This window comes from Desulfobaccales bacterium, assembly GCA_041648175.1.
Lineage (GTDB): Bacteria > Desulfobacterota > Desulfobaccia > Desulfobaccales > 0-14-0-80-60-11 > 0-14-0-80-60-11.
Genome location: JBAZPO010000012.1, coordinates 1 through 20,618, shown reverse-complemented (window position 1 = coordinate 20,618; position 20,618 = coordinate 1). Strand labels below are relative to the sequence as shown.

Here is a 20,618-nt window from a genome sequence, read left to right as displayed (position 1 = left end):
CTTCCCAGGTCTTTGGAGATGCCGTCGAATTAACGTGATTCGTATCGGCTGAACAGATATAATATTAAAAATACTTAATCATTGCCTATCACCGAAAATTCGGAGGAAATCGATGTCATTAAAAACCTGGACAAAAGGTACCATATTCCTTTTTGCCCTGGTGTTCCTGTGTACCTGGGCATTACAACTGGAGGCCTGGGCCCGGGCGGGAGGCGGCCGTTCCATGGGCAGCCGCGGCTCTCGCTCCATGACGGCTCCTGCACCCTACACCGCTCCCCGGCCCAGCCAGCCATCCTCCACCTACAACCCCACCAGACCGTCAACACCCGCGCCTGGACCGTCTCAATCGGGGAGCTTCCTGCGGAGCATGGGCGGCGGTATCCTGGGCGGCCTGGCCGGCGGGATGCTTTTCCATAGCCTGTTCGGCGGATCTTCGGCCCATAGTGGGGGCGGAGTCGCCGGCGGCGGTGGGGGCGGCATTGGCATGTTCGATATCCTGCTGCTGGCGGGAATTGCCTACCTGATCTACTGGTACATCAAGAAAAAGCGCCGGGAGGCCACTGCCACTGCGGGATATTATCAGAGCAGCGGCACCGTGGAGTTGCCGCCGCAGCCGCAGTACGCACCGCTCTATGACCAGCCTCAGGGTGCAGCGCCGGCCGGCGACCGGGACCTGGAGGGAGGACTGGCCAATATCCGGCAATACGATCCTTCTTTTGACGAAGCCAAATTCCAGGACCTGGGCATGGATACTTTCTTCAAGATCCAGGGCGCCTGGGCCAACCGGGATATGGCTCCTGTCAGGACCTTGATGACGGACGAAATGTACCGGGGTTTCCAGGAAGACGCGGACAAGCTTAAAGCCCAGAAGGTGATCAACCGCCTGGAAAATATCGCGGTGCGGTCCGTGGATATCACCGAAGCCTGGCAGGAATCGGGCTCCGATTTCATTACCGCGCGGGTCTATGCCAACCTGCTGGATTACAACGTGGATGAAGCCAGCGGCCAGGTGACCTCCGGGAGCAAAACGGAGCCGGTGAAGTTCGAGGAGTACTGGACCTTCACCCGTCCCGTAGGCAATAACGCCTGGCAACTGTCCGCCATCAACCAGTCTTAAAGGATAGTTTTCAGTAGGGGCGACCCATTGGGTCGCCCTTTTTTATGAGGTCGGGAGAGGGGGTAGGGGCCGTCGGCACCTGGCCACCTTTCCCAATGCTTTTTAAATATCCGCCAGGCGTTGTGGAGCGGTGTAGATATTGAGGCGTTGGCCCCTGACGAAGCCCACGGTGGTGAGGTTCAATTCCTGGGCCAGTTCCAGGGCCATGGAAGTGGGGGCCGAGACTGCGGCCAGGATCGGGATGCCGGCCCGAATGCATTTTAAGGCCATCTCGAAGCTGATGCGGCCGCTGAGCAGGGCCACCAGGCCCGTGAGGTTCTGACGGGTGAGGACGGCCCGGCCGATGACCTTATCCATGGCGTTATGGCGGCCCACGTCTTCGGCGGGGATGAAGACCTGGCCGTCGGGGCTGGCCAGGGCCACGGCGTGGGTGCCGCCGGTGGCCTTAAAGACGGTCTGAAAATCATGGAGCCGTTCCATCAGTGCGAAGAGCTTGGCCGGAGCAACGGTGAGGGGGCTGTCCACCTTGGGGACCTTCTGGCAGATCTCGCTGACCGCCTCCTTGGCGCAGAGACCGCAACTGGAATAAGACACTTCCAAGTGGCGGCGGCCCCGCCGGGCCAGGGCCTCTGGCGTCAAGCTGATATCCACTACGTTGGGGGGTAGCAGGGGGTCGGTGGCGGTGCCGCAGAAGTGAATGGTGATGACCTCGGCCAGGTCCCGGACGATGCCTTCAGTGTAAAGAAAGCCCAGGGCCAGTTCCTTTTCCAAACCCGGCAGGCGCATGAGCACCTGAAAGGGCTCGCCCCCCAAGCGGATTTCCAGGGGCTCTTCCACCGCCACCCGGTCTCGGGCGGATTCGATCTTGCCGTGGCCAAAACGCCAAACAGGAAACTCTTTAATAGGTTCATCCATAGTTTTATAGAGGTGACCTCAGGTAATAATATCAACCAGAACCCCTGCCTACTTACACACCCCCAATTCGCCCCAGCCCAATTTGGTGCGCAGGATTTCAAAATGACTGCGGTAGGGCGACTTCACTATCTTCAGATAGCAGGGAGCCCGGTGGATTTCTAGCCGGTCGCCCGGCTCCATGGCCTGACCCACCTGGCCGTCCAGGGTGAGGTAAACATCCTGGACTTTTTCGTCCAGAGAGACAGCCACCGTGACCGTGTCCGGCAGAATGAGAGGACGGTTGCTCAGGGTATGGGAGCAGATGGGCAGCAAGATCAGGTGGCGCAGGGTCGGGTAAACAATGGGGCCTCCGGCGGACAGATTATAGGCCGTGGATCCCGTGGGGGTGGCGACGATGAGCCCGTCGGCCCGGTAGACGGTGAGATATTCCCCGTCTATCCAGGTTCTCATTTCGGCGATGCGGGCCAAAGCGCCTTTGTTGATCACTGCGTCGTTTAAGACGTTTTCCTGCCAGGCCATCCGGCCCTGTCGGAACAGGGTAGCAGTGAGCATCAGGCGCTCTTCCACTTCAAATTTGCCGGTGAGCACATGCTCGGCCATGGAGGGGTAGAGTTCATCCGAGGAGATTTCCGTCAAAAACCCCAGGCCTCCCATATTGACCCCGAAAATGGGCACGCCCTTGCCGCCGTAATGCCGGGCTACACTCAAGATGGTGCCGTCGCCTCCCATCACCACGATGAATTCGACATCCTCAGGCAGAGGCTGGATATGAGGCTCGGGCTCATTTTCGAAATGACACGCCTTGATCCCGCGGCCCTCGAGCCAGGTCTGCAAAGCCCGGCCCGCTTCCAGGGCATCGGGTTTAAACTTTTTGGTGATAATGGCGACCGACTTCACGGGCAGGCCTCCCCCGGTTGACAATTTTCATAATGTTAGATAATTTTTATAAGATTGTCACTGTGAGATTCTGGAGGAGGGTGCGAAATTTCCCTTTCCCCTTAAAATTTTTATCGACAAAGGAGTCACCATGCAACTTGCCAGCCGTATCCGCCAGATTCCCCCTTCCGCCACCCTGGCCCTCAATGCCAAGGCCAATCAGCTCAAGGCGCAGGGGGTCGATATAGTCAATTTCGGGGTTGGAGAGCCGGACTTCGACACCCCGGACAACATCCGGGAGGCCGGCATCCGGGCCATCCAGGAGGGTTTTACCCGTTATACGCCGGTGGGGGGCACCCCGGAACTGAAAGCGGCCATTATCAATAAGTTCCAGGGCGATTACAGCTTGAGCTATAAGCCCAGCGAAATCCTGGTGTCCTGCGGCGGCAAGCACGGCCTCTACAATTTGTTTCAAGTGCTCTTCGAGAAGGGCGACGAAGTCATCATTCCCGCGCCCTTCTGGGTTTCTTATGTGCCCATGGTCATGCTGGCCGAAGCCACGCCGGTGGTCGTCCCCACCCGGGAAGAAAACGGCTTTAAGCTCACCGCGGCGGAGTTAAAGGCGCAGCTCACCCCCCGGACCAAGGCCATTGTGATTAACAGCCCCTCCAACCCCACCGGCGGCGTCTATACCAAAGACGAACTGGCGGCCCTGGGGGAAGTGGTGCTTTCGGCCGGGCTCTCTGTGATCTCGGATGATATCTATGACAAGATCCTGTTTGACGGGGCCAAGTTTGTGAATATGGCCATGCTATCGCCGGAATTGAAGGCCCGGACCTTCATCCTCAACGGGGTCTCCAAGGCTTATGCCATGACCGGCTGGCGCATCGGCTACCTGGCCGGACCGGAGGTCGGGATCAAGGCGGCGGATACTCTCCAGAGCCAGAGCACCTCGAACCCCACCTCCATCTCACAGAAGGCCGCGGTAGAGGCCTTGAACGGCCCCCAGGATTCGGTGCAGACCATGTTGACGGAATTTGCCTGGCGCCGGGACGATATCTATCGGCGGACGCTTTCGATCCCCGGGGTCACCACCATCAAGCCCGGAGGAGCCTTCTATCTCTTTCCTAATTTTTCGGCGTATTATGACAGGCTCAAGGTCGAGCCGGGCCAATCACGGTCCGGGGCCCTGGCGGCCTACCTCCTGGAAGAGGCCCAGGTGGCGGCGGTGCCGGGAGGCGAATTCGGAGAAGACAAGTGCCTGAGATTTTCCTATGCCACATCCCGGGAGCGCATTGCCACGGGATTAAGCCGGATTAAGGCAGCCTTGGAGAAGTTGGGGAAATAAAGATTAAATCGGAAAGATATTGCGGAGAGCGCGGCCGGCTTTTACAGTCGAGCCGCGCTGTCCGTTCAATGCCTGCTTAGTGGCCGGCGGCTTTGCGTTTGGAGGCCTTCAGAGGATTGGTTTTATGGGCAATCTCTTTCTTTTCGGCTTTCACGTGAGTGGCTAGATTACAGGGCCCCCGGCGCCATTTGGAGGTGGGGTCCGGAAAAGAACCACAGAAGGAGCTGCCATTGGATCCCATGATCCGGTCGCAGCCTTCACATTCCGTTACCACCGGTTTACAGCTGCCGCCGTTGAACGAACAGCCTTTCTTAGTCATAAAGGTACAATCTACCCCTGGTTTCAAAGTTTCGCAGTGCATGGCCGTAGCCCCCCTTGATATTCAGTAAATCTTATATTTATATACTACATTTATAATCATTGTCAATTAATTTTCGATAATTTATTGGTTAGCAGGGTATTTTTGTTTCCCCGCCTGCCGGCTGACCTCAAGTTGCGCCGCCGGCTAGGCTTAAAGAGCCCATTGACCCGGCTCGCCCGGGGACTTATTTTATGCTCAAGGACTTAAACAATTGAACATAAGCGCTCTCTGCGTTCTCTGCGCCTCTGCGGTGAAAAATAATTAACCGCAGAGGCGCAGAGATAAATATGTCAAATTAGTGATGACGCTATGTCTAGTTCTAAAATATTGTTGCAGGCCAGGTTTTACAAATTGCCCCGGCCGCGTCTTCACCAGGAAGGGTGGAAATGACCAAAGCCAGTCTCAAGGATTACCAGGAAAAGCGCGACTTTTCCCGTACCCCGGAGCCTTCGGGCAAGGGACCCAGGATTTCCCGGGAGCCCATCTTCGTCATCCAGAAGCACGCCGCCAGCCATCTCCACTACGACTTCCGCCTGGAGGTGGACGGGGTGCTCAAGTCCTGGGCCATCCCCAAGGGCCCCTCCACCAACCCCAAAGACAAGCGCCTGGCCGTGCCCACCGAAGACCATCCTTTGGAGTATGCCAACTTCGAAGGCACCATCCCGGAGGGGGAATACGGCGGCGGCACGGTGTTGGTGTGGGACGCCGGTCCTTACCGCAATCTGACGGAGAAGAAAGGCGAGGGCATCCCCATGGCCCAAGCAGTGGAGCATGGCCACGTCAAGATCTGGTTGGAGGGAAAGAAGCTTAAGGGCGGCTACGCCCTGACCCGCTTTCGGACCGGCAAGGACGAGTCCTGGCTCCTGGTGAAGGCGGACGACGAGGAGGCCGACGCCCGCCGCAACCCCGTGGCCAGCGAACCCCAATCCGTGCTCACCGGCCGCACTGTGGAGGAGATCGGCGGAAAACCGTAAGGCCGACCTGCGTGTCCGCCCAAGGCGCTTTCTGCTATAATGAACCATGGACCTGATCGCGGCCTTGATGGACCCGGCCGCCTACCCGGAATCGACCGGGCGGGTTGACCTGATCCAGACGCATATCTCCTGGGTCTTCATCACCGATGACTTCGCCTACAAAGTCAAAAAACCGGTGGACCTGGGCTTTTTGAACTTCACCACCCTGCGTCGCCGCCACCACTATCTCCAGGAAGAACTCGTCCTCAACCGCCGTCTTTGCCCTGAAATCTATCTGGAGGTCCTGCCCCTTACGGCTCAAGGAGAACGGGTGCGGCTAGGTGGCCAGGGGCACCCGCTAGACTATGCCTTGAAAATGGTGCGCATGCCCCAGGATCGCATGATGGATGAGGTGGCGGACCGGGGCGAGTTGGGCCGGGAGCATCTGGACCGCATCATTGCCCGGCTGGTCCCGTTCTACGAGCAGGCGGCCACTGGCCCCCGCATCAACAAGTACGGGGAACCGGCTATCATCGCCTACAACCATGAGGAGAATTTTTCCCGGACCGAAAATCTGGCGGGGCAGATGTTTCCCCGGGAATTGTTCCAGGGGATTCGCGACTTTGCCCGGTCATTCCTTTCCCGGCACCGCACCCTATTCCGGCAACGCATCCGGGAAGGCCGCATCCGGGATTGTCACGGCGATCTGCACATGAAAAACATTTGCCTGGCCGACAGCATCTATGTCTTTGATTGCATTGAATTTAATCACCGCTTCCGTTATGGTGATGTGGCCGCGGACATCGATTTTTTAGCCATGGACCTGGATTTCCACGGTCTCCGGGACCTGTCGCGCTATTTCGTAGAGCGCTTCGCTACGGCCTCCCGGGACCCTGACCTCCTCCAGATGTTGGATTTTTACAAATGCTACCGGGCCTATGTGCGGGGCAAGATCCACGCCTTTACTGCCCAGGACCCGGCGCAACCGCCAGAAATTCGGGACCAGGCCCGGAAAACCGCCCGGGCCTATTTTGACCTGGCTGGAGAATATGCCGAAGCGGGGGCGCGATGGGCCGCATGATCGTGGTGGTTTTCGGGTTGATGGCCACCGGCAAGAGCAACCGCTCCCGGGCCCTGGCCAAAACTCTGGGGTGGCCGGTCATCCATAGCGACGTGGTGCGCAAAACTCTGGTTGGCCTCAAACCTACGGACCGGGTGCCCGTGGACTTCGGCCAGGGTATCTATAACCAGGATTTTTCCACCCGCACCTACGATGAGATGCTCCGGCAGGCCGGCGAACACCTGGCGGCGGGGCAAAGCGTCATCCTGGACGGCTCTTATAAGCGGGCGTCTGAGCGGGCCCGGGTGCGGCAGTTGGCTAAAGCGCAGGGAGCCCGGCTGGTGTTCGTGTACTGCGAATGCCCTCCGTCCGTGGCTCGGGAACGCCTGGGGATTCGTCTGACCGACCCGGAGGCCATCTCAGATGGACGGGTGGAACTCTTTGAGGCCCAGGCCCGGGACTTCGACCCCTTTACGCCCCAGGACCGGCCGCTACTCCGGCTGGATACCACCCGGGACCCCGAGGTGGTGTTGGAAGAACTGAAAAGCTTCGTGCAAAGTTATTTATAGGGCGGCCCGCGGCCGCCGAAAATCGGCGTGCGCGGCACGCCCTATAGCTGTATCTTTTCAATATGGAGAATAGTAATGACCCCTGAAGAAGCGATTGTCCAGGTAAAAAAACGGGCCAAGCATAACTTCAAAACCGGCCTGAACTGCGCCGAATGTGTCATGGAAGCGGTGTTGACCCATATCGATACCGGCCTGCCCCATGAGGCCATGTGTGTCATGACCGGTTTCGGGGGCGGCGGCGGCCTCTTCGGCGACACCTGCGGCGCCCTGGTGGGGGCCATGGCGGCCCTGGGCGCGGTGTACGGCCGCCGGGAGGTGCCCGCCAGCGCCAAGTCCGCGACCGCGGAACTCTATGGCGAGCCCGGCCTTTACCGCCTGTTCAATCGCCTGCCCAATGAATTCAAGCAGCGCTACGGGAGCACTCAATGCCGCCTGTTGACCTCCCAGTGGCGGAAAACCTGGCTCTGCAAGGACCATCTCCAATTTTGCCGCAACCTGACCATCGAGGCCGCGGGATTGGCCGCCGAGATGGCCTTTCCTAAAGATCTGGCCCGCTGGGGCTCTCTCCCTTTTGGGGAACAACATCCTTAATACCAAGCTGCGATCATGCAATTAACTTAATCATATCTACAACTCTTTGAAATTTTTGATAAGTTTTGTATATGGTAAGTGAGCAAAACATACCATTTGCCGTGCAATTACCACTCCTGGTGTCCATCAGGGGTACACCGCCCTAACCTGCACAAAAGCTGTCAAGGCCGGAGTAGTAATGTTGGGGAGGACGAAGAAGCCGGAGACGGGAGGACGCATATCAACGATGACATTGACGCCAGCCTAGGAGAGAGGGGTATTTAATCAATGTTTTGAATTAAATAAATACTTATGCGCACCTTGATTGGAGAAATTTGATGTATTATGTTTACTCCAATCTGTACAGGGAATAGAATGGCTAATATCTAATCCGTTCAAAAACGGAGGTAAACTATGGAAAGAAGATATTTTTTCATGGCCATGTTGTTGCTTTGTTTACTAATCTTGTCCACCCCTGCTGCTGCCTCTCCCGTCACTTTTTCAGGTACCGGAGCTAATCCGGCCGATATCCAAGCGGTAGTGGATAATTTCAAAGCTGCTCTGGGGCCCCTAAGACAAATTAGATGGGATGGTGTTCCCGAGGCACTTTCTTCCCCTAATGCCTTTCCCCCAGATTTTTTTAAAGCCTCTCAAGGGGCAGTTTTTTCCACCCCGGGATCCGGGTTCGAAGTCAGCGCCAATTCTGGTCCTGGCATTGAATTTGGTAATATTGATCCCTCATTTCCCGCTCTGTTCGAGCCCTTCAGTCCCCAAAAGCTCTTCACTGCCGTTGGCAGCAACATCACCGACACAATTTTTTTCGTTCGTGGTACCGACACTCCTGGGACAGTTAACGGCTTTGGGGTGGTTTTCACGGATGTGGATTTGGTCGACAGCACGAGTATGGAATTTTTTGGGTCGGGTGATGCCTCGTTGGGATCTTTCCTCGTCCCAGCTGCGTCAGGTGATGAAACCTTCTCCTTTCTCGGAGTAATATTCAGCGCGGGGGAGCGAGTAGCAAGGGTCCGTATCACCAGCGGTAATTCCGCGGACCCGGTGGTAATGGATGACTTTATTTACGGAGACCCAATTCCTCTGCCGGGAACCTTTCTGCTTATGGGAACCGGTCTGGCGGGATTTTGGCTGCGTCGCCGTTTCATGAAAAACTAAAACAGCCATTGGTGCCAAACTGAAGGGAAAGCCGGTCCAATTGGAGCGGCTTCCCTTTTGTTTGGCCATACTAGATTATTTTTCTTTTAATTATCGGTTCAAAATTTTCAGATCATCCCGGCTATCCAGGCCCATCCAGATGGAAACTGCATGTTTCCGCTGCCTTTGTCAATTCAATCTGTGAGGTTACCGGCTATCTATGCGCAGTGTAGATCAGGATGATAATCTTTTGATATGTTTATCATTCGTGGCGCATGATCTATAACCCAAATTTACCTATTTTGCTAGAGGCTACCTTGACAAAGAGATTTTGTTGCGATAGAAATAGACCAACTGGTCGGTTTATTTTATAAAGAGGTTTGGAATGTCAACTAAAGGGGACTTAACGCGGCAACATATCATAGAAAAATCAATGCAGCTCTTTTCAGTCCACGGCTACTTCAATACCTCCATTGAAAGCATTGTCAAAGCCACCGGTCTGACCAAGGGCGGACTTTACGGCCACTTCGGCAACAAGCAGGAAATCTGGTCTGCGGTCTATGATGAATGCGTCAGGATTTGGAAAAATATCGTTTTCCGAGGCGTGAGAGATATTCCTGATCCCCTGGGCCGGATCGAAAAAGTCATAGAAAACAGTTTGCAAAATTACCTGGGCGCGGGGGTTTTCGAGGGCGGCTGTTTTCTGCTTAATTCCTTGGTGGAACTCGCCGGACAGTCCCCCGCCATGAGCGCCTATGTCTTGAGGGGCTTCAAGAGCTTTGCCAAATTGATCCGGCTGTGGCTGGAAGAGGCGGAGCAGCAAGGCAGGTTAAAGGATGGCTTAGATCTCGACGGAATCGCCCATTTCATCGTGGTCTCGCTGAACGGCGCCGCACCCTTGTATGCCGCCAGCCATGACCCTGCCGTGTGGCAGCAAACCCTGGCCCAACTACATTATTATATCGAAAGCCTACAACAAACGAATATTACTAACTTATCATGATAAAGGAGAGTGCGTCATGGATTACACCAACGTGCTGGTGGAGAAAAGGGATCAAATCGGCTTTATTACCCTGAATCGCCCGCAAGCGATGAACACCTTCAACGTGCCTTTTGCCCGGGAGCTCAATGATGCCCTCTGGGACATGGAGAACGACCCTGAGGTCCGGGTGGTGGTGATCGATGCCAACGGCAAACATTTTTCTACAGGTATCTCGCTGGATGAATTTAAAAATAAAACCAACAAAGAGTATCGCGAGTTTATCCACCTGATGGATGAGCACAATCACACCATCGCTAAAATGAAAAAGCCGGTGATCGCCTCGGTGAAAGGCTATGCCCTGGCCAACGGCGCCGGTCTGTCCTTTGCCTGTGACCTGACTGTGGCTGCAGAGGATGCCAAATTCGGGACCACGGCCATCAATGTGGGCCTCATCTGCCTGGGACCGGCGGCGCCTTTGGCCCGCAACGTCGGCCGCAAAAAAGCGCTGGAAATGGTGCTGCTGGGAGATATAATCCCGGCCGCGGAGGCCCAAAGGCTGGGACTGGTCAATAAGGTAGTGCCGGCGGATAAACTTGAGGAAGCCACCCTGGAATTGGCTAATAAATTGGTGGCCAAAAGCCCGCTGGCCCTCCAGATTGGCAAAGCCGGGATCTATGGGGCCGAAGATGTGCCCTACCACAAGGCCTTGGATTTGCTGGGCGACATGTTTGCGGCCCTGTGCAGCACGGAAGATGCGGAAGAAGGGGTCAAGGCGTTTCTGGAAAAGCGGAAGCCGGAGTGGAAGGAACGCTAACGGTTCGCACGAGCCGCGATTCACAAAAGCATACAGGTGAAAAAACAATGAGCGTCGAAGAGGTAATGACAAGTCATGGATTCAATCTCTCGGCCAGTTGCGCCGGAAAAGCGTCGTTTACAAAATGGATAAAATACAACGGCAAGCGCGCCTATATAACCGTCAATGATGCAAACGGGGATAGCTTTCCCACTGCCCTGGATGAGCCCGTTCGGGTGACCACTCATGACCTCAGGTCCGGGGACGAACTTGAGGCGCCCTTGGATTTCGGCTCACTCAGCTCTTATTTGGCCTCACTAAAAGAGTGAGGCACAACCGTTTCAGCTCCAGGATCTGCCAAACAGGCCATGTTGAGCGCCGCACTCAGGATGGCCTGTTTTTTGTAATCGGGATGCTGCAGTTTGGGGGGAATATTGGCGCATGTCCTTGCCAAAGGGGGCTGCCAAATGGTAGGTTATAAGCGATCAGCGGTCAGCTTTCAGCTATCAGCAAGACACCTTTGATGCGCCGTGGCCAAATGTAGGGCGGGCACTGCCCGCCATAATTCTGTTATAAAATAGCTAAAAACTTAAATAGGAATAAGCATGGCATCTGACGATTCACGTGGAATAGAGAAACCCGAAGCGCCAAAATTAAAGCGCATTTTAAGCGGTATGCGTCCCACCGGGAAAATGCATCTGGGCAACTATTATGGGGCCCTGTATAACTGGATGCGCCTCCAGGAAGATTATCAGTGTTTCTACTTCGTGGCCGACTGGCATGCCTTGACCACGGAATACGAGACCCCCGGCACCATCAGCGGCTTTATCCCGGAGATGGTGACGGATTGGCTGAGCGTGGGCCTGGATCCGGAAAAATCCACCATCTTTGTGCAGTCGGCTATTCCAGAACATTGCGAGCTCTACCTGATCTTCGGCATGTTCACCCCGGTGCCCTGGCTGGAGCGCAACCCCACCTACAAAGACCAGATGGAGCAGTTGGCCCACAAGGACCTGGCCACCCACGGCTTTTTGGGCTATCCGGTGCTCCAGGCCGCGGATATCCTGATGTACAAGGCGGGAGGGGTGCCGGTGGGGGTGGATCAGGTTCCCCACGTCGAGATGACCCGGGAGATCGCCCGGCGGTTCAACCACCTCTACCGGCCCATTTTCCCGGAACCCGAAGCTCTGCTTACCGAAATTCCCAAGCTCACCGGCACCGACGGCCGCAAGATGAGCAAAAGTTACGGCAACTGTATCTACCTGAGCGACCCGCCGGATGTGATGGCCAAGAAAATTCGCCAGATGACCACCGATACCCAGCGCCCTTTCAAGAAAGATCCAGGCGAACCGGACCGCTGCCTGGCGTTTCCTTTCCACCGGCTCAATCTGCCCAAGGCGCGCCTTGACGAAATTTCCACGGAATGTCGCAAAGCCAACCTGGGCTGTGTGGATTGCAAGAAGATGCTGGCCGAGGCCCTGCTAGAGAATCTGGCCCCCATCCAGGAACGGCGTCGCTATTACGAGGCCCATCCGGACGAGGTCCTGGATGTTATGCGCCAAGGCAACGACCGGGCCCGGCAACAGGCCCGCCAGACCATGGCCGAGGTGCGGGACGCGGTGGGTTTTAACCGGAAATTCCAATTAGGGCCTTTCCCCCCACTCACGTCTTCAAAAAGATAGGGTCGTTGGAGGGAAGGCCGGCGAGGGAAATTTTGTCGGCTTTCCCGGCCAGAGACCATGGCGTGGAATTTGGAAAATTATTTAAAAAATGCTCTGACATTTTTCATTGGGTTGATAGTCGCCCTTTTAATAGCGGAAGCTACTCTCAGGTTATGGCAGCCTATTGAATTCAGGGTAAGAGGGAATAAGATTGTTTTAAAAACAAACCAAAATTATGTGATTAATAATGACAAAATAGAAAAACTAGACAAAGTCGTAATTCATAAAAAAAATAGTTTGGGTTTTAGGGGAGAAGAGCCGCCACAAGAATTTTCTCATTATCTGAGAATTATTACAGTTGGGGGAAGTACTACAGAATGTCTCTATTTATCTGATAGCAAGACCTGGACTGAAGACTTGGGGAGAAAACTAAGAAGCGTCTTCCCTAATCTATGGATTAATAATGCCGGCTTAGATGGTTGTTCTACTTTTGGACATTTAGTTCTACTAGAAGATTATTTATTAAAAATAAAGCCAAATATAATTATTTTTCTTGTTGGCATTAATGATGTAGGGTTACAAAATGAAGCAGATCATGATAGATATATTATCAGTAAATCTTCATCAAGCATATATTCATCAACAATAAAAAAAATCATAATGAAAAGCGAATTGTGTTACTTTATACTTAATCTGTATAGATATTGGCAAGCTAAGCGAATGGGAGTTACACATAGTAATATTGATTTAAAACAAATAGAAAGTGTTGATGTTAAAGATGACGATATAAATAAATTGATTAAAATACATAAAGAGAAATATTTGGATTCTTATAGAAAGCGATTGTCAAGATTAATTGAGGTTTGTAAAGAAAATTCAGTTGAACCAGTTTTAGTTACTCAACCATCTCTTTATGGAACCGGCATTGATGAGGTTACCGGGGTAAATTTAGCAACTGTCAAGTATGGTGATATCAACGGCAGGGCTGAATGGCAATTATTGGAACAATACAATCAAATTACGCGGATAGTTTCTTCAAATTATAAGGTGTTATTGATTGACTTAGCAATCGAGATGCCGAAAAGTTCTCAATATTTTTATGATTGGCATCATTTTACTAACATAGGTGCTCAGAAAGTTTCAGATATAATATATCAAAAACTTGAGCCACACGTAATGGCGGAATTTGGCCACAATGATATAGCTCTGGAAAAGGCTTTGATAAATCCGTCCTTGCCTCACCATCCTGCCCAAAACGAGAAGAGATGAGTAACAGTCCGCCGGAACGCCTCCAAAAATTTCTCGCCCGGGCCGGGGTGGCTTCCCGGCGGGCTGCGGAGGAGATTATCCAAGCCGGGCGGGTAGCCGTCAACGGCCAGGTGGTCACCGCGATGGGGGTTAAAGTCGATCCTGACCGGGACGAGGTCAAGGTCGATGGACGCGCCGTCAAGGTGCAGGGCGCGCTGGTTACCGTTATGCTGCACAAGCCCTCCGGGTATGTCTGCACCACCCGGGACCCCGAAGGGCGGCGGATAGTCACGGAGTTGTTAGGCGCCAGGACGGATCGGCTCTATCCCGTGGGACGCCTGGACTACGACGCCACGGGGCTTTTGCTTCTCACCAACGACGGCGAACTGGCCTATCGCCTGACTCATCCCAGCTTCCAGGTCCCCCGGACCTACCGGGTGACGGTGGAAGGCGAGGTGAGTCGCGAAACCTTGCGGCAAATGGCCGCGGGGATGGACCTGGACGGTCGTTTTGTTTACCCGGAAGTGGCGGTGATCAAGCGGGAGCCGGAAAAAACGGTCTTGGAAATCACTGTACATGAAGGGCGGTATCATCTGATCAAGCGCTTGATGGAGCAAGTGGGGCACCCGGTGCTGAAATTGAAGCGCATCGCCTTCGGCCCGTTACGGCTGGAAGGGTTGCCTCGGGGAAAATTTCGGGAGCTCACCAGGCGGGAAGTACAGGCCTTAAAGGCAGGGGTGGAATTACCGTGAATCCGGAGGGGAGACCGTTGGAACCTTCGAGGCCCCCGGAGCCCTACTGGGGACAGGAGTTTATGCCGCCCGCATCGGCTCCTCGGCCGCCCCGGCTCTGGCTGCACGTGGTGTTGTTACTGGCCACGCTGGCCACTACTATTGTCGCCGGGGCCCTCCAGCAAGGGGTCAATCCCCTGGAAACCCCTGGTCTGCTCTATAAAGGCATCCCGTTTTCCTTAACTCTGCTGCTGATCCTTGGCACCCACGAGATGGGCCATTACTTGATTTCCCGGAAGCACCACCTGGACGTGACCCTGCCCTATTTCATCCCGGCGCCACCCATTCCCTTCATTATCGGCACCTTTGGGGCCTTTATCCGCATCCGTTCCCCCATCCGGGACAAGCGGGCCTTGCTGGACGTGGGCTGCGCCGGTCCTTTGGCTGGGGTCCTGATCTCCATCCCGGTCATCCTCGTGGGGTTGAAATTATCCACCGTCACCGTCTTCGGTGGCGGGGATGAAGGGTTGACCCTGGGGGAACCCTTGTTATTCAAACTGCTGAGTTGGCTGGCCCTGGGCCACCTGACGCCCAGCGAAAATGTCATCCTGCACCCCGTGGCCTTTGCCGGCTGGATCGGCCTTTTGGTGACGGCCCTCAACCTGATGCCGGTGGGGCAGTTGGACGGGGGGCACGTGACCTACGCCCTGTTCCCCTCCTGCCATCGCTATATCTCCCTGGGCGCTATCGGGCTTTTGGTAATCTGCGGGGTAATATTCTGGCAGGGCTGGCTCATGTGGGCCGTACTCTTGACTCTTCTGGGCTGGCGCCACCCGCCGCCATATCTCTACTGGCTGCCCCTGGACCGGCGCCGCCGCATCCTTGGAATCATCACCATCGTAGTTTTTGCGCTCACCTTTTCCCCGGCGCCCTTTGTCCTGAACTAATGGCAGCCAGCGGCAAGTTGGGCAGGCAGCGTCCCCTTGGAATGATTGTTTAAGGCAGGGAGCAATGATTGGCATCCAGGAAATAGCCACATATAAATTTTGCCCCCAGTGCGGCGGCCGGCTGGAAAAACGCCAGGTCAAGCCCCAGGAGCCCCGGCGTCTGGTATGCACCGCTTGTGGTTTTATTTTTTATATTGATCCTAAGTTGTCGGTCATCGCTGTGATCCCCATGGCCGAGGGCGTGGTCATGGTCCGCCGGGCCATCGAGCCGGGCTACGGTCTCTGGGTGGTGCCCGGAGGGTTTGTGGACCTGGGGGAAGTGGTGGAGGAGGCCGTAGTCCGGGAAACCCACGAGGAGACCCTTCTGACCGTGCGGCCCTTGAGGCTGCTTAATATCTACTCTTACCCGAACCATCGCACTATCATCGCGGCCTACCTGACGGAGTATGTGTCCGGGGAACTCACGGCCGGAGACGAGACCCTGGAAGCCCGGCTGTTCAAGCTCTCGGAAATTCCCTGGCCCCAGATCGCCTTTTCTTCCACTAAAGAAGCTCTCCGCGAGTATATTGCCCAATGCCGCGGAATCGATTGTCGCTAAGTCTTGTAGGGGCGGGTTTTAAACCCACCTCTACGGCTGGACTTTTCAGTAAAGGAGAGGATGCAGAATGTTGAACATGCGCCGGCAGCTCTTGGAAATCCTCCGGGAAAAATCTTTCCGGTACAGCCCTGATAAGCCCTTCAAGCTGGTGAGTGGCCGGGAGAGTCCTTACTATATCGATTGCCGGCCCACCACCCACAATGCTGAGGGCCTGGCCCTCGTCGGCGAAGTATTTTTCGACCTGATCCGGGACCTGAAAGTTCACGCCATCGGTGGCCTCACCATGGGGGCGGACCCTATCGCTCACGCCACGGCCCTGACCAGCTTTTTAAAGGGGCAGCCCATTAACGCCTTTTCGGTGCGTCACCGGCCCAAGGAGCACGGCACTGGGGGGCTGTTGGTGGGTGACGTGGAACCCGGGGATCGGGCGGTAATCGTCGAAGACGTGGTGACCACCGGCGGCTCCGCCTTACGGGCCATCACTGCGGCCCGGAATTTCGGCCTGACAGTGGTCAAGGTGCTGATTCTGGTGGACCGGGAGGAAGGGGGCAAAGAGGCGGTGGCCCAAGAGGTCGCCGATGTGGAGGCAGTATTTACCATCTCGGAATTGAAATAGGGTCTCGTGAACCCCCCCACTCAGGCAGGGGTAAAATCCCGCCTCACCTGGAGCACGCGATCAAGCGCAGCCATGAGAGTGTCAAAGCCAGATCAATTCGACTTATGAGCCCCGAGCCGGTGGCGGATTTCCTCCAGCAACGGGGGGAGAATCTCGCGGAAATCTCCGACAATACAGATATCCGCCAGCTCAAAGAGGGGGGCATGGGGGTCTGAGTTAATGGCCACCACCAGCTCCGAGCCCTCCATACCCACCACATGGTGCGACATCCCGGAGATGCCCACTCCGATATAAAGACGGGGCCGGACGGTTTTGCCGCTCTGGCCGATCATCTGCTCATCACGGGCCCAGCCCTCGTCTACCGGCGGCCGGGTGGCTCCCACCGCACCGCCCAACAATCCCGCCAACTCTTCCACCAGTTTCCAGCCGTCAGGCCCCCCGACCCCCCAGCCCCCTGCTACCACCACCTCAGCCGTCTCCAGGGGCAGTGCCCGGGATTCCTCCCGTTGCACTTCCAGGACCTTGGGACCTGAGTCGTCCAGGTCATTTCCCACGGCCAAATTAATAACCCGGCCGGGCCGCGGGGACGGTAAGATTTTTTTCATAACTCCCGGCATCACCGTGGCCATTTGGGGGCGATGTTGCGGACAACGGATGGTAGCCACAACGCCGCCGCCCCAGCCCGGAACCATCTGCAAGAGGTTCCCATCTGCATCCAACTGCAGATCGATACAGTGGGCGGAAAGGCCGGTATTAAGGCGCGCCGCCAGGCGGGGGGCCAGTTCCACGCCCAGGCTGGTAGCCCCAAACAGCAAAATTGACGGCTGATGTTCCCGGCAGGCCTTGGCCAAGACCGCGGTATACGGCAAAAGGCGATACGGTTCCAGGCCAGGATGTTCAGCGACTAGGACCGTATCGGCTCCATGGGCGATAACCCGGTCGGCCAAGGGCGCCACGTCGGCGCCCAACAGCAAGGCAGCCACCGTACTTCCCGAGGCCGCGGCCAGCTCCCGGGCCTTGCCCAGCAGCTCCAAACCGACATCGTGCAGCACCCCGCCCCGCTGCTCCATGAATACCCAAATTTGCGGTTTTTCCATTGAGTTACATGTTCCTGTTAAATGAGGAAGGGTTCAGCTTTCAGCAGTCAGCTTTGTAAATTAAAACAACCGGTTGCATTATTACAGCAACTCTACCATCTTGGACCCAAATGCTAACTCTTTGTTTTTGCGGATAGCTGATAGCTGACTGCTGAACGCTTGCTTAAATTATTCCCATCTGACTTATCTTGTCTGCCAACTGCTTGGCAATCTCCTCCGGGCCGCCCGTGAGGCGTAGGCTCTGGCGCACTTTTTGACGCACCAGCAGATCGGCCATTTGGGTGGGGGAGCCTCCCAAACCGATAAGCCCGGCGCCCAATTGCAGGTCGGCATTGGACCATATGGTGATCTCCCGGTCTTCTGCGGCCAGGATTTCAAGGAAAGAACTATAGCGCGGCTTATTGGCTTCCTTGGTGAAAGAGAGCAGCAGGGGAGGGGCGGCTGAAAACTTAACCGAGCCGTGTTCGATCTTTTGAGTTATCACCAACTGCCCGGCTGGCCTGAGTTCCATGCGGCTTACGTGCATGATATTAGGAACCTGTAGGAACTCGGCAATTTGGGAAGGCACCTGGGCGGTGGAGCCGTCCAGGGTGAAATTGCCGCAACAGATCAGGTCAAAGGGCGCAAGGCGGCGGATGGCCGCAGCCAGAATCCGGGAAGTCGCCAGGGTGTCAGAGCCGGCGAACCACTGGTCCGAGAGCAGCACCGCCCGGTCGGCTCCCAAGGCCAGGGCTTCACGTAATACCGGCAGAGTTGAGGTGGGGGCCATGGTAAGGAGAACCACTTCGGCACCGCGAGCGTCCTTGATTTCCAGGGCGGCTTCCAGGGCATGCTTGTCCAAGGGATTGATTACACTGGGAATGCCCTCGCGTATCAACGTCTTGGTCACAGGGTCCATCGCCAGCCGGTCCCAGGCCTTCGGGTCCGGGACCGGCTTGAGGCAAACAATTACTCTTTTCATAGTTCCTGGCTCTTAAGCCTTTTTGTAGTACGGCGCCAACGCAGCCCTCCCGATAACCACCTTGCCGATTTCCCCGGTGCCGCCCGCGGAGATCGTCACCATGGCATCCCGCAGGAGGCGCTGGACTTTATATTCTTTCATGATGCCATAGGCTCCGTGAATTTCGATGGCCTTCTTGGCGCAACGGGCCGCGGCGTCGCAGGTGTAGGATTTCGCCATGGCGCTTTCGGTATCGAACCGCATATTCTGGTCCTTCATCCAACTGGCCCGGTAGCACAGGAGCCGACAAATTTCCAGGTCCGTGTAAATCTCGGCGACATAAAAGCTGATGGCTTGCAAGGCGCTGATGGGTTTGCCGTAGAGAACCCGTTCGCTGGCAAACTTGGCGGCCTCTTCATAACAGGCCTGGAGAATCCCCAAGGCGGTCGCGGCCATGCCGGTTCTGCCGCTTTCACTGACGGTCTTCAGGGCTACCCCCAGGCCGCCGCCTTCCTGGCCCAAGATATTTTCCCGGGGGATGGCGCAATTATCGAACACCAGTTCGCCGGTATTGGAACCCCGGAGTCCGACTTTGTGCTCCACTCGCCCCGTCTTGGCGCCGGGGGCCTCCTTGTCGACGATGAAGGCCGAAAGTCCTTTGGGACCCTCCCCGGTTCTGGCGATGACCACCCAATAATCAGACGTATGGGAATTGGTGATGAAGCATTTCCGGCCGTTTAAAACCCATTTATCGCCTTGTAGTGCGGCGGTGGACTGCATCCCCAAGAGGTCCGAGCCCCCGGAAGGTTCGGTTACGGCCACGCATCCCATGGTTTCGCCCCGGGCCAGGGGAGGCAGGTACTTCTTTTTTTGGTCCTCAGTGCCGAAATCTTTAAGCGCAGCGATGGCCATGTGGTGGACCTGCATCCCCATGGAGACGGCCGCACAGACCCGGGCCATTTCCTCCAGCACGATGGTTCGGGCCATATATCCCAAGCCGATGCCTTCGTACTCCCGGGGGGCAATGATGCCGGTGATCCCCAATTTCGCCATGGGCTTCAGAAGGTCCATGGAGAAATCCCCGGTCTCTTCCATAGCGTCTATTCTGGGGGTAATCTCACTCTCCGCGAACTCTCTGGCCGATTTTCTGAGCAACTCTTCTCTTTCCGAAAATTTGAAGTCCATAAAAATACCTCCTTTTAGGATGAGACCGACCGGCCCCCCGATTTCGCCTAAAAAAATTTCTGCCTTTTCCGAAAGGGATGGAGGACCTGGCGTACAAAGAAATTTCAGAGACTGATCATGGTCAAGAAGTCAATAAGGCCTTTGATTGTGTGATCCAGGTTCTCCTTCGATTTGTCTGAGGTATACGCGACGCAAGCCCCCAGAATACCTGAGAAGATTACTTCGGCCGCCATGCCGGTATCGATACCCTTTTTCAGCTTGCCGACTGCCTTTTCTTGGTCCAGAAGGCGTTTAATCAGGCCCTTGAATCGTTCGAAGCCTTCATTCACTTCTTGGGCCAGGTGGGGTTGCTGGTCGTGTAATTCCACCGCCAGGGCGACAAAGACACAACCTCCCGGAAAGTTTTCCGAGTCCGCCAAATATTGATCCCGATAATTCTCCAGGATCTGCTTGAGTTTGTCCAAGGGTCGCTCCCAGCGGTCCAAGTCGGCCAAATTGCGCTGCCGCCAGATTTTCCGGGCTTCACTCAGGGCCGCGAAGAAAAGGTCCTCTTTGCTCTTGAAGTGATTGTAAAGCCCGCCTTTGGAAGTGCCCACGGCTTCCAGGATGTCACTGATGGACGTGCTCATGAAACCTTTGCTGGAAAATTGGCGCAAAGACTCGTGGATAATCCTGTCTTTGAGTGACATCGCGTGAACTCCTGCAAGATAGAAACCGACCGGTCGGTCCCTAATATAGCGGTTCGAAGTTCCCTATGTCAATGGTTTTGAATAGCCGGTAGTGTATCAGTTTGAAAATCATTTTTATTATTGCGAATGATTCTCATTTAAAATATAATATAAGCGGTATTTTCTTGACTTCTGTGTCAAATGTCCTATTTTAAGTTGACAAGATAATTCCTT

At 55.4% G+C, this 20,618-nt stretch carries 23 protein-coding genes; 16 read left to right on the top strand and 7 right to left on the bottom strand.

Annotation, left to right across the window (positions count from 1 at the left end; all coding sequences use genetic code 11):
• The first annotated feature begins 112 nt into the window (after positions 1-112).
• Positions 113-1,117 (top strand): Tim44 domain-containing protein, encoded by a 1,005-nt coding sequence (locus tag WC600_11950; GenBank protein ID MFA4903441.1) that lies wholly within the window; start codon positions 113-115, stop codon positions 1,115-1,117.
• Positions 1,118-1,219: 102 nt separating this feature from the next.
• Here WC600_11950 and fdhD read toward each other — a convergent pair whose 3' ends face one another.
• Together fdhD and WC600_11940 are read right to left on the bottom strand one after the other, a co-directional pair.
• Positions 1,220-2,032 (bottom strand): formate dehydrogenase accessory sulfurtransferase FdhD, encoded by an 813-nt coding sequence (gene fdhD / locus WC600_11945; GenBank protein ID MFA4903440.1) that lies wholly within the window; start codon positions 2,030-2,032, stop codon positions 1,220-1,222.
• A gap of 48 nt (positions 2,033-2,080) precedes the next feature.
• Positions 2,081-2,929: an NAD(+)/NADH kinase gene (locus tag WC600_11940; protein ID MFA4903439.1), complete on the bottom strand. Its 849-nt coding sequence runs from the start codon at positions 2,927-2,929 to the stop codon at positions 2,081-2,083.
• A gap of 130 nt (positions 2,930-3,059) precedes the next feature.
• Here WC600_11940 and WC600_11935 point away from each other — a divergent pair, with 130 nt between their 5' ends.
• The gene (locus WC600_11935) at positions 3,060-4,256 is read left to right on the top strand and encodes a pyridoxal phosphate-dependent aminotransferase (protein ID MFA4903438.1); all 1,197 of its coding nucleotides are present in this window, start codon (positions 3,060-3,062) and stop codon (positions 4,254-4,256) included.
• 76 nt (positions 4,257-4,332) lie between these two features.
• Here the strand turns inward: WC600_11935 and WC600_11930 are convergent, their stop codons facing one another.
• Positions 4,333-4,617, bottom strand: coding sequence for a PxxKW family cysteine-rich protein (locus WC600_11930; protein MFA4903437.1), 285 nt, complete (start codon positions 4,615-4,617; stop codon positions 4,333-4,335).
• 386 nt (positions 4,618-5,003) lie between these two features.
• Between WC600_11930 and WC600_11925 the strand changes: the two genes are divergently transcribed.
• The 14 genes from WC600_11925 (at position 5,004) to pyrE (ending at position 16,494) form a co-directional block, all read left to right on the top strand.
• Entirely contained in the window at positions 5,004-5,591 is a 588-nt protein-coding gene (locus WC600_11925) for a DNA polymerase ligase N-terminal domain-containing protein (GenBank protein MFA4903436.1), read from the top strand.
• A gap of 46 nt (positions 5,592-5,637) precedes the next feature.
• Positions 5,638-6,651, top strand: a complete 1,014-nt coding sequence (locus tag WC600_11920; protein ID MFA4903435.1) for a hypothetical protein — start codon at positions 5,638-5,640, stop codon at positions 6,649-6,651.
• Positions 6,639-7,199: an AAA family ATPase gene (locus tag WC600_11915; GenBank protein MFA4903434.1), complete on the top strand. Its 561-nt coding sequence runs from the start codon at positions 6,639-6,641 to the stop codon at positions 7,197-7,199. Before WC600_11920 ends, WC600_11915 begins: the two co-directional genes overlap by 13 nt.
• Positions 7,200-7,274: 75 nt before the next feature.
• Complete coding sequence (locus WC600_11910) at positions 7,275-7,790, top strand: C-GCAxxG-C-C family protein (GenBank protein ID MFA4903433.1); 516 nt, start codon at positions 7,275-7,277, stop codon at positions 7,788-7,790.
• Between the two features lie 393 nt (positions 7,791-8,183).
• Positions 8,184-8,939: a PEP-CTERM sorting domain-containing protein gene (locus WC600_11905; GenBank protein MFA4903432.1), complete on the top strand. Its 756-nt coding sequence runs from the start codon at positions 8,184-8,186 to the stop codon at positions 8,937-8,939.
• Positions 8,940-9,303: 364 nt separating this feature from the next.
• Positions 9,304-9,921, top strand: a complete 618-nt coding sequence (locus WC600_11900) for a TetR/AcrR family transcriptional regulator (GenBank protein ID MFA4903431.1) — start codon at positions 9,304-9,306, stop codon at positions 9,919-9,921.
• A 16-nt stretch (positions 9,922-9,937) separates the two neighbouring features.
• Positions 9,938-10,714 (top strand): enoyl-CoA hydratase-related protein, encoded by a 777-nt coding sequence (locus tag WC600_11895; protein ID MFA4903430.1) that lies wholly within the window; start codon positions 9,938-9,940, stop codon positions 10,712-10,714.
• On the top strand, positions 10,699-11,022 hold the full coding sequence (locus WC600_11890) for a hypothetical protein (protein ID MFA4903429.1): 324 nt from the start codon (positions 10,699-10,701) through the stop codon (positions 11,020-11,022). The genes WC600_11895 and WC600_11890 overlap by 16 nt, the downstream gene beginning before the upstream one ends.
• Before the next feature lie 276 nt (positions 11,023-11,298).
• A complete protein-coding gene (gene trpS, locus WC600_11885) occupies positions 11,299-12,375 on the top strand; it encodes a tryptophan--tRNA ligase (protein ID MFA4903428.1) in 1,077 nt (358 codons plus the stop codon).
• 57 nt (positions 12,376-12,432) lie between these two features.
• Positions 12,433-13,623 carry an SGNH/GDSL hydrolase family protein gene (locus tag WC600_11880; protein MFA4903427.1) on the top strand — a complete coding sequence of 397 codons (1,191 nt, stop codon included), beginning with the start codon at positions 12,433-12,435 and terminating at the stop codon, positions 13,621-13,623.
• Positions 13,620-14,354 (top strand): pseudouridine synthase, encoded by a 735-nt coding sequence (locus WC600_11875; protein MFA4903426.1) that lies wholly within the window; start codon positions 13,620-13,622, stop codon positions 14,352-14,354. The genes WC600_11880 and WC600_11875 overlap by 4 nt, the downstream gene beginning before the upstream one ends.
• 62 nt (positions 14,355-14,416) lie before the next feature.
• The gene (locus WC600_11870; GenBank protein MFA4903425.1) at positions 14,417-15,280 is read left to right on the top strand and encodes a site-2 protease family protein; all 864 of its coding nucleotides are present in this window, start codon (positions 14,417-14,419) and stop codon (positions 15,278-15,280) included.
• A gap of 64 nt (positions 15,281-15,344) precedes the next feature.
• Positions 15,345-15,878 carry an NUDIX hydrolase gene (locus WC600_11865; GenBank protein MFA4903424.1) on the top strand — a complete coding sequence of 178 codons (534 nt, stop codon included), beginning with the start codon at positions 15,345-15,347 and terminating at the stop codon, positions 15,876-15,878.
• Positions 15,879-15,945: 67 nt separating this feature from the next.
• Positions 15,946-16,494, top strand: a complete 549-nt coding sequence (pyrE, locus tag WC600_11860) for an orotate phosphoribosyltransferase (protein ID MFA4903423.1) — start codon at positions 15,946-15,948, stop codon at positions 16,492-16,494.
• Positions 16,495-16,586: 92 nt separating this feature from the next.
• Here pyrE and WC600_11855 read toward each other — a convergent pair whose 3' ends face one another.
• The 4 genes from WC600_11855 to WC600_11840 form a co-directional block, all read right to left on the bottom strand.
• Positions 16,587-17,591: an electron transfer flavoprotein subunit alpha/FixB family protein gene (locus tag WC600_11855; GenBank protein ID MFA4903422.1), complete on the bottom strand. Its 1,005-nt coding sequence runs from the start codon at positions 17,589-17,591 to the stop codon at positions 16,587-16,589.
• A gap of 163 nt (positions 17,592-17,754) precedes the next feature.
• The gene (locus WC600_11850) at positions 17,755-18,552 is read right to left on the bottom strand and encodes an electron transfer flavoprotein subunit beta/FixA family protein (protein MFA4903421.1); all 798 of its coding nucleotides are present in this window, start codon (positions 18,550-18,552) and stop codon (positions 17,755-17,757) included.
• Positions 18,553-18,564: 12 nt separating this feature from the next.
• Positions 18,565-19,716, bottom strand: coding sequence for an acyl-CoA dehydrogenase family protein (locus tag WC600_11845; GenBank protein ID MFA4903420.1), 1,152 nt, complete (start codon positions 19,714-19,716; stop codon positions 18,565-18,567).
• Between the two features lie 104 nt (positions 19,717-19,820).
• Entirely contained in the window at positions 19,821-20,405 is a 585-nt protein-coding gene (locus WC600_11840) for a TetR/AcrR family transcriptional regulator (protein ID MFA4903419.1), read from the bottom strand.
• Positions 20,406-20,618: the final 213 nt, after the last annotated feature.

Excerpts from the sequence above, each read along its gene's own strand:
- WC600_11950 (MFA4903441.1), top strand. The coding sequence starts at position 113 with ATGTCATTAAAAACCTGGACAAAAGGTACCATATTCCTTTTTGCCCTG.
- fdhD (MFA4903440.1), bottom strand. The coding sequence starts at position 2,032 with ATGGATGAACCTATTAAAGAGTTTCCTGTTTGGCGTTTTGGCCACGGC.
- WC600_11935 (MFA4903438.1), top strand. The coding sequence starts at position 3,060 with ATGCAACTTGCCAGCCGTATCCGCCAGATTCCCCCTTCCGCCACCCTG.
- WC600_11930 (MFA4903437.1), bottom strand. The coding sequence starts at position 4,617 with ATGCACTGCGAAACTTTGAAACCAGGGGTAGATTGTACCTTTATGACT.
- WC600_11925 (MFA4903436.1), top strand. The coding sequence starts at position 5,004 with ATGACCAAAGCCAGTCTCAAGGATTACCAGGAAAAGCGCGACTTTTCC.
- WC600_11920 (MFA4903435.1), top strand. The coding sequence starts at position 5,638 with ATGGACCTGATCGCGGCCTTGATGGACCCGGCCGCCTACCCGGAATCG.
- WC600_11915 (MFA4903434.1), top strand. The coding sequence starts at position 6,639 with ATGGGCCGCATGATCGTGGTGGTTTTCGGGTTGATGGCCACCGGCAAG.
- WC600_11910 (MFA4903433.1), top strand. The coding sequence starts at position 7,275 with ATGACCCCTGAAGAAGCGATTGTCCAGGTAAAAAAACGGGCCAAGCAT.
- WC600_11905 (MFA4903432.1), top strand. The coding sequence starts at position 8,184 with ATGGAAAGAAGATATTTTTTCATGGCCATGTTGTTGCTTTGTTTACTA.
- WC600_11900 (MFA4903431.1), top strand. The coding sequence starts at position 9,304 with ATGTCAACTAAAGGGGACTTAACGCGGCAACATATCATAGAAAAATCA.
- WC600_11895 (MFA4903430.1), top strand. The coding sequence starts at position 9,938 with ATGGATTACACCAACGTGCTGGTGGAGAAAAGGGATCAAATCGGCTTT.
- trpS (MFA4903428.1), top strand. The coding sequence starts at position 11,299 with ATGGCATCTGACGATTCACGTGGAATAGAGAAACCCGAAGCGCCAAAA.
- WC600_11880 (MFA4903427.1), top strand. The coding sequence starts at position 12,433 with ATGGCGTGGAATTTGGAAAATTATTTAAAAAATGCTCTGACATTTTTC.
- WC600_11875 (MFA4903426.1), top strand. The coding sequence starts at position 13,620 with ATGAGTAACAGTCCGCCGGAACGCCTCCAAAAATTTCTCGCCCGGGCC.
- WC600_11870 (MFA4903425.1), top strand. The coding sequence starts at position 14,417 with ATGCCGCCCGCATCGGCTCCTCGGCCGCCCCGGCTCTGGCTGCACGTG.
- WC600_11865 (MFA4903424.1), top strand. The coding sequence starts at position 15,345 with ATGATTGGCATCCAGGAAATAGCCACATATAAATTTTGCCCCCAGTGC.
- pyrE (MFA4903423.1), top strand. The coding sequence starts at position 15,946 with ATGTTGAACATGCGCCGGCAGCTCTTGGAAATCCTCCGGGAAAAATCT.
- WC600_11855 (MFA4903422.1), bottom strand. The coding sequence starts at position 17,591 with ATGGAAAAACCGCAAATTTGGGTATTCATGGAGCAGCGGGGCGGGGTG.
- WC600_11850 (MFA4903421.1), bottom strand. The coding sequence starts at position 18,552 with ATGAAAAGAGTAATTGTTTGCCTCAAGCCGGTCCCGGACCCGAAGGCC.
- WC600_11845 (MFA4903420.1), bottom strand. The coding sequence starts at position 19,716 with ATGGACTTCAAATTTTCGGAAAGAGAAGAGTTGCTCAGAAAATCGGCC.
- WC600_11840 (MFA4903419.1), bottom strand. The coding sequence starts at position 20,405 with ATGTCACTCAAAGACAGGATTATCCACGAGTCTTTGCGCCAATTTTCC.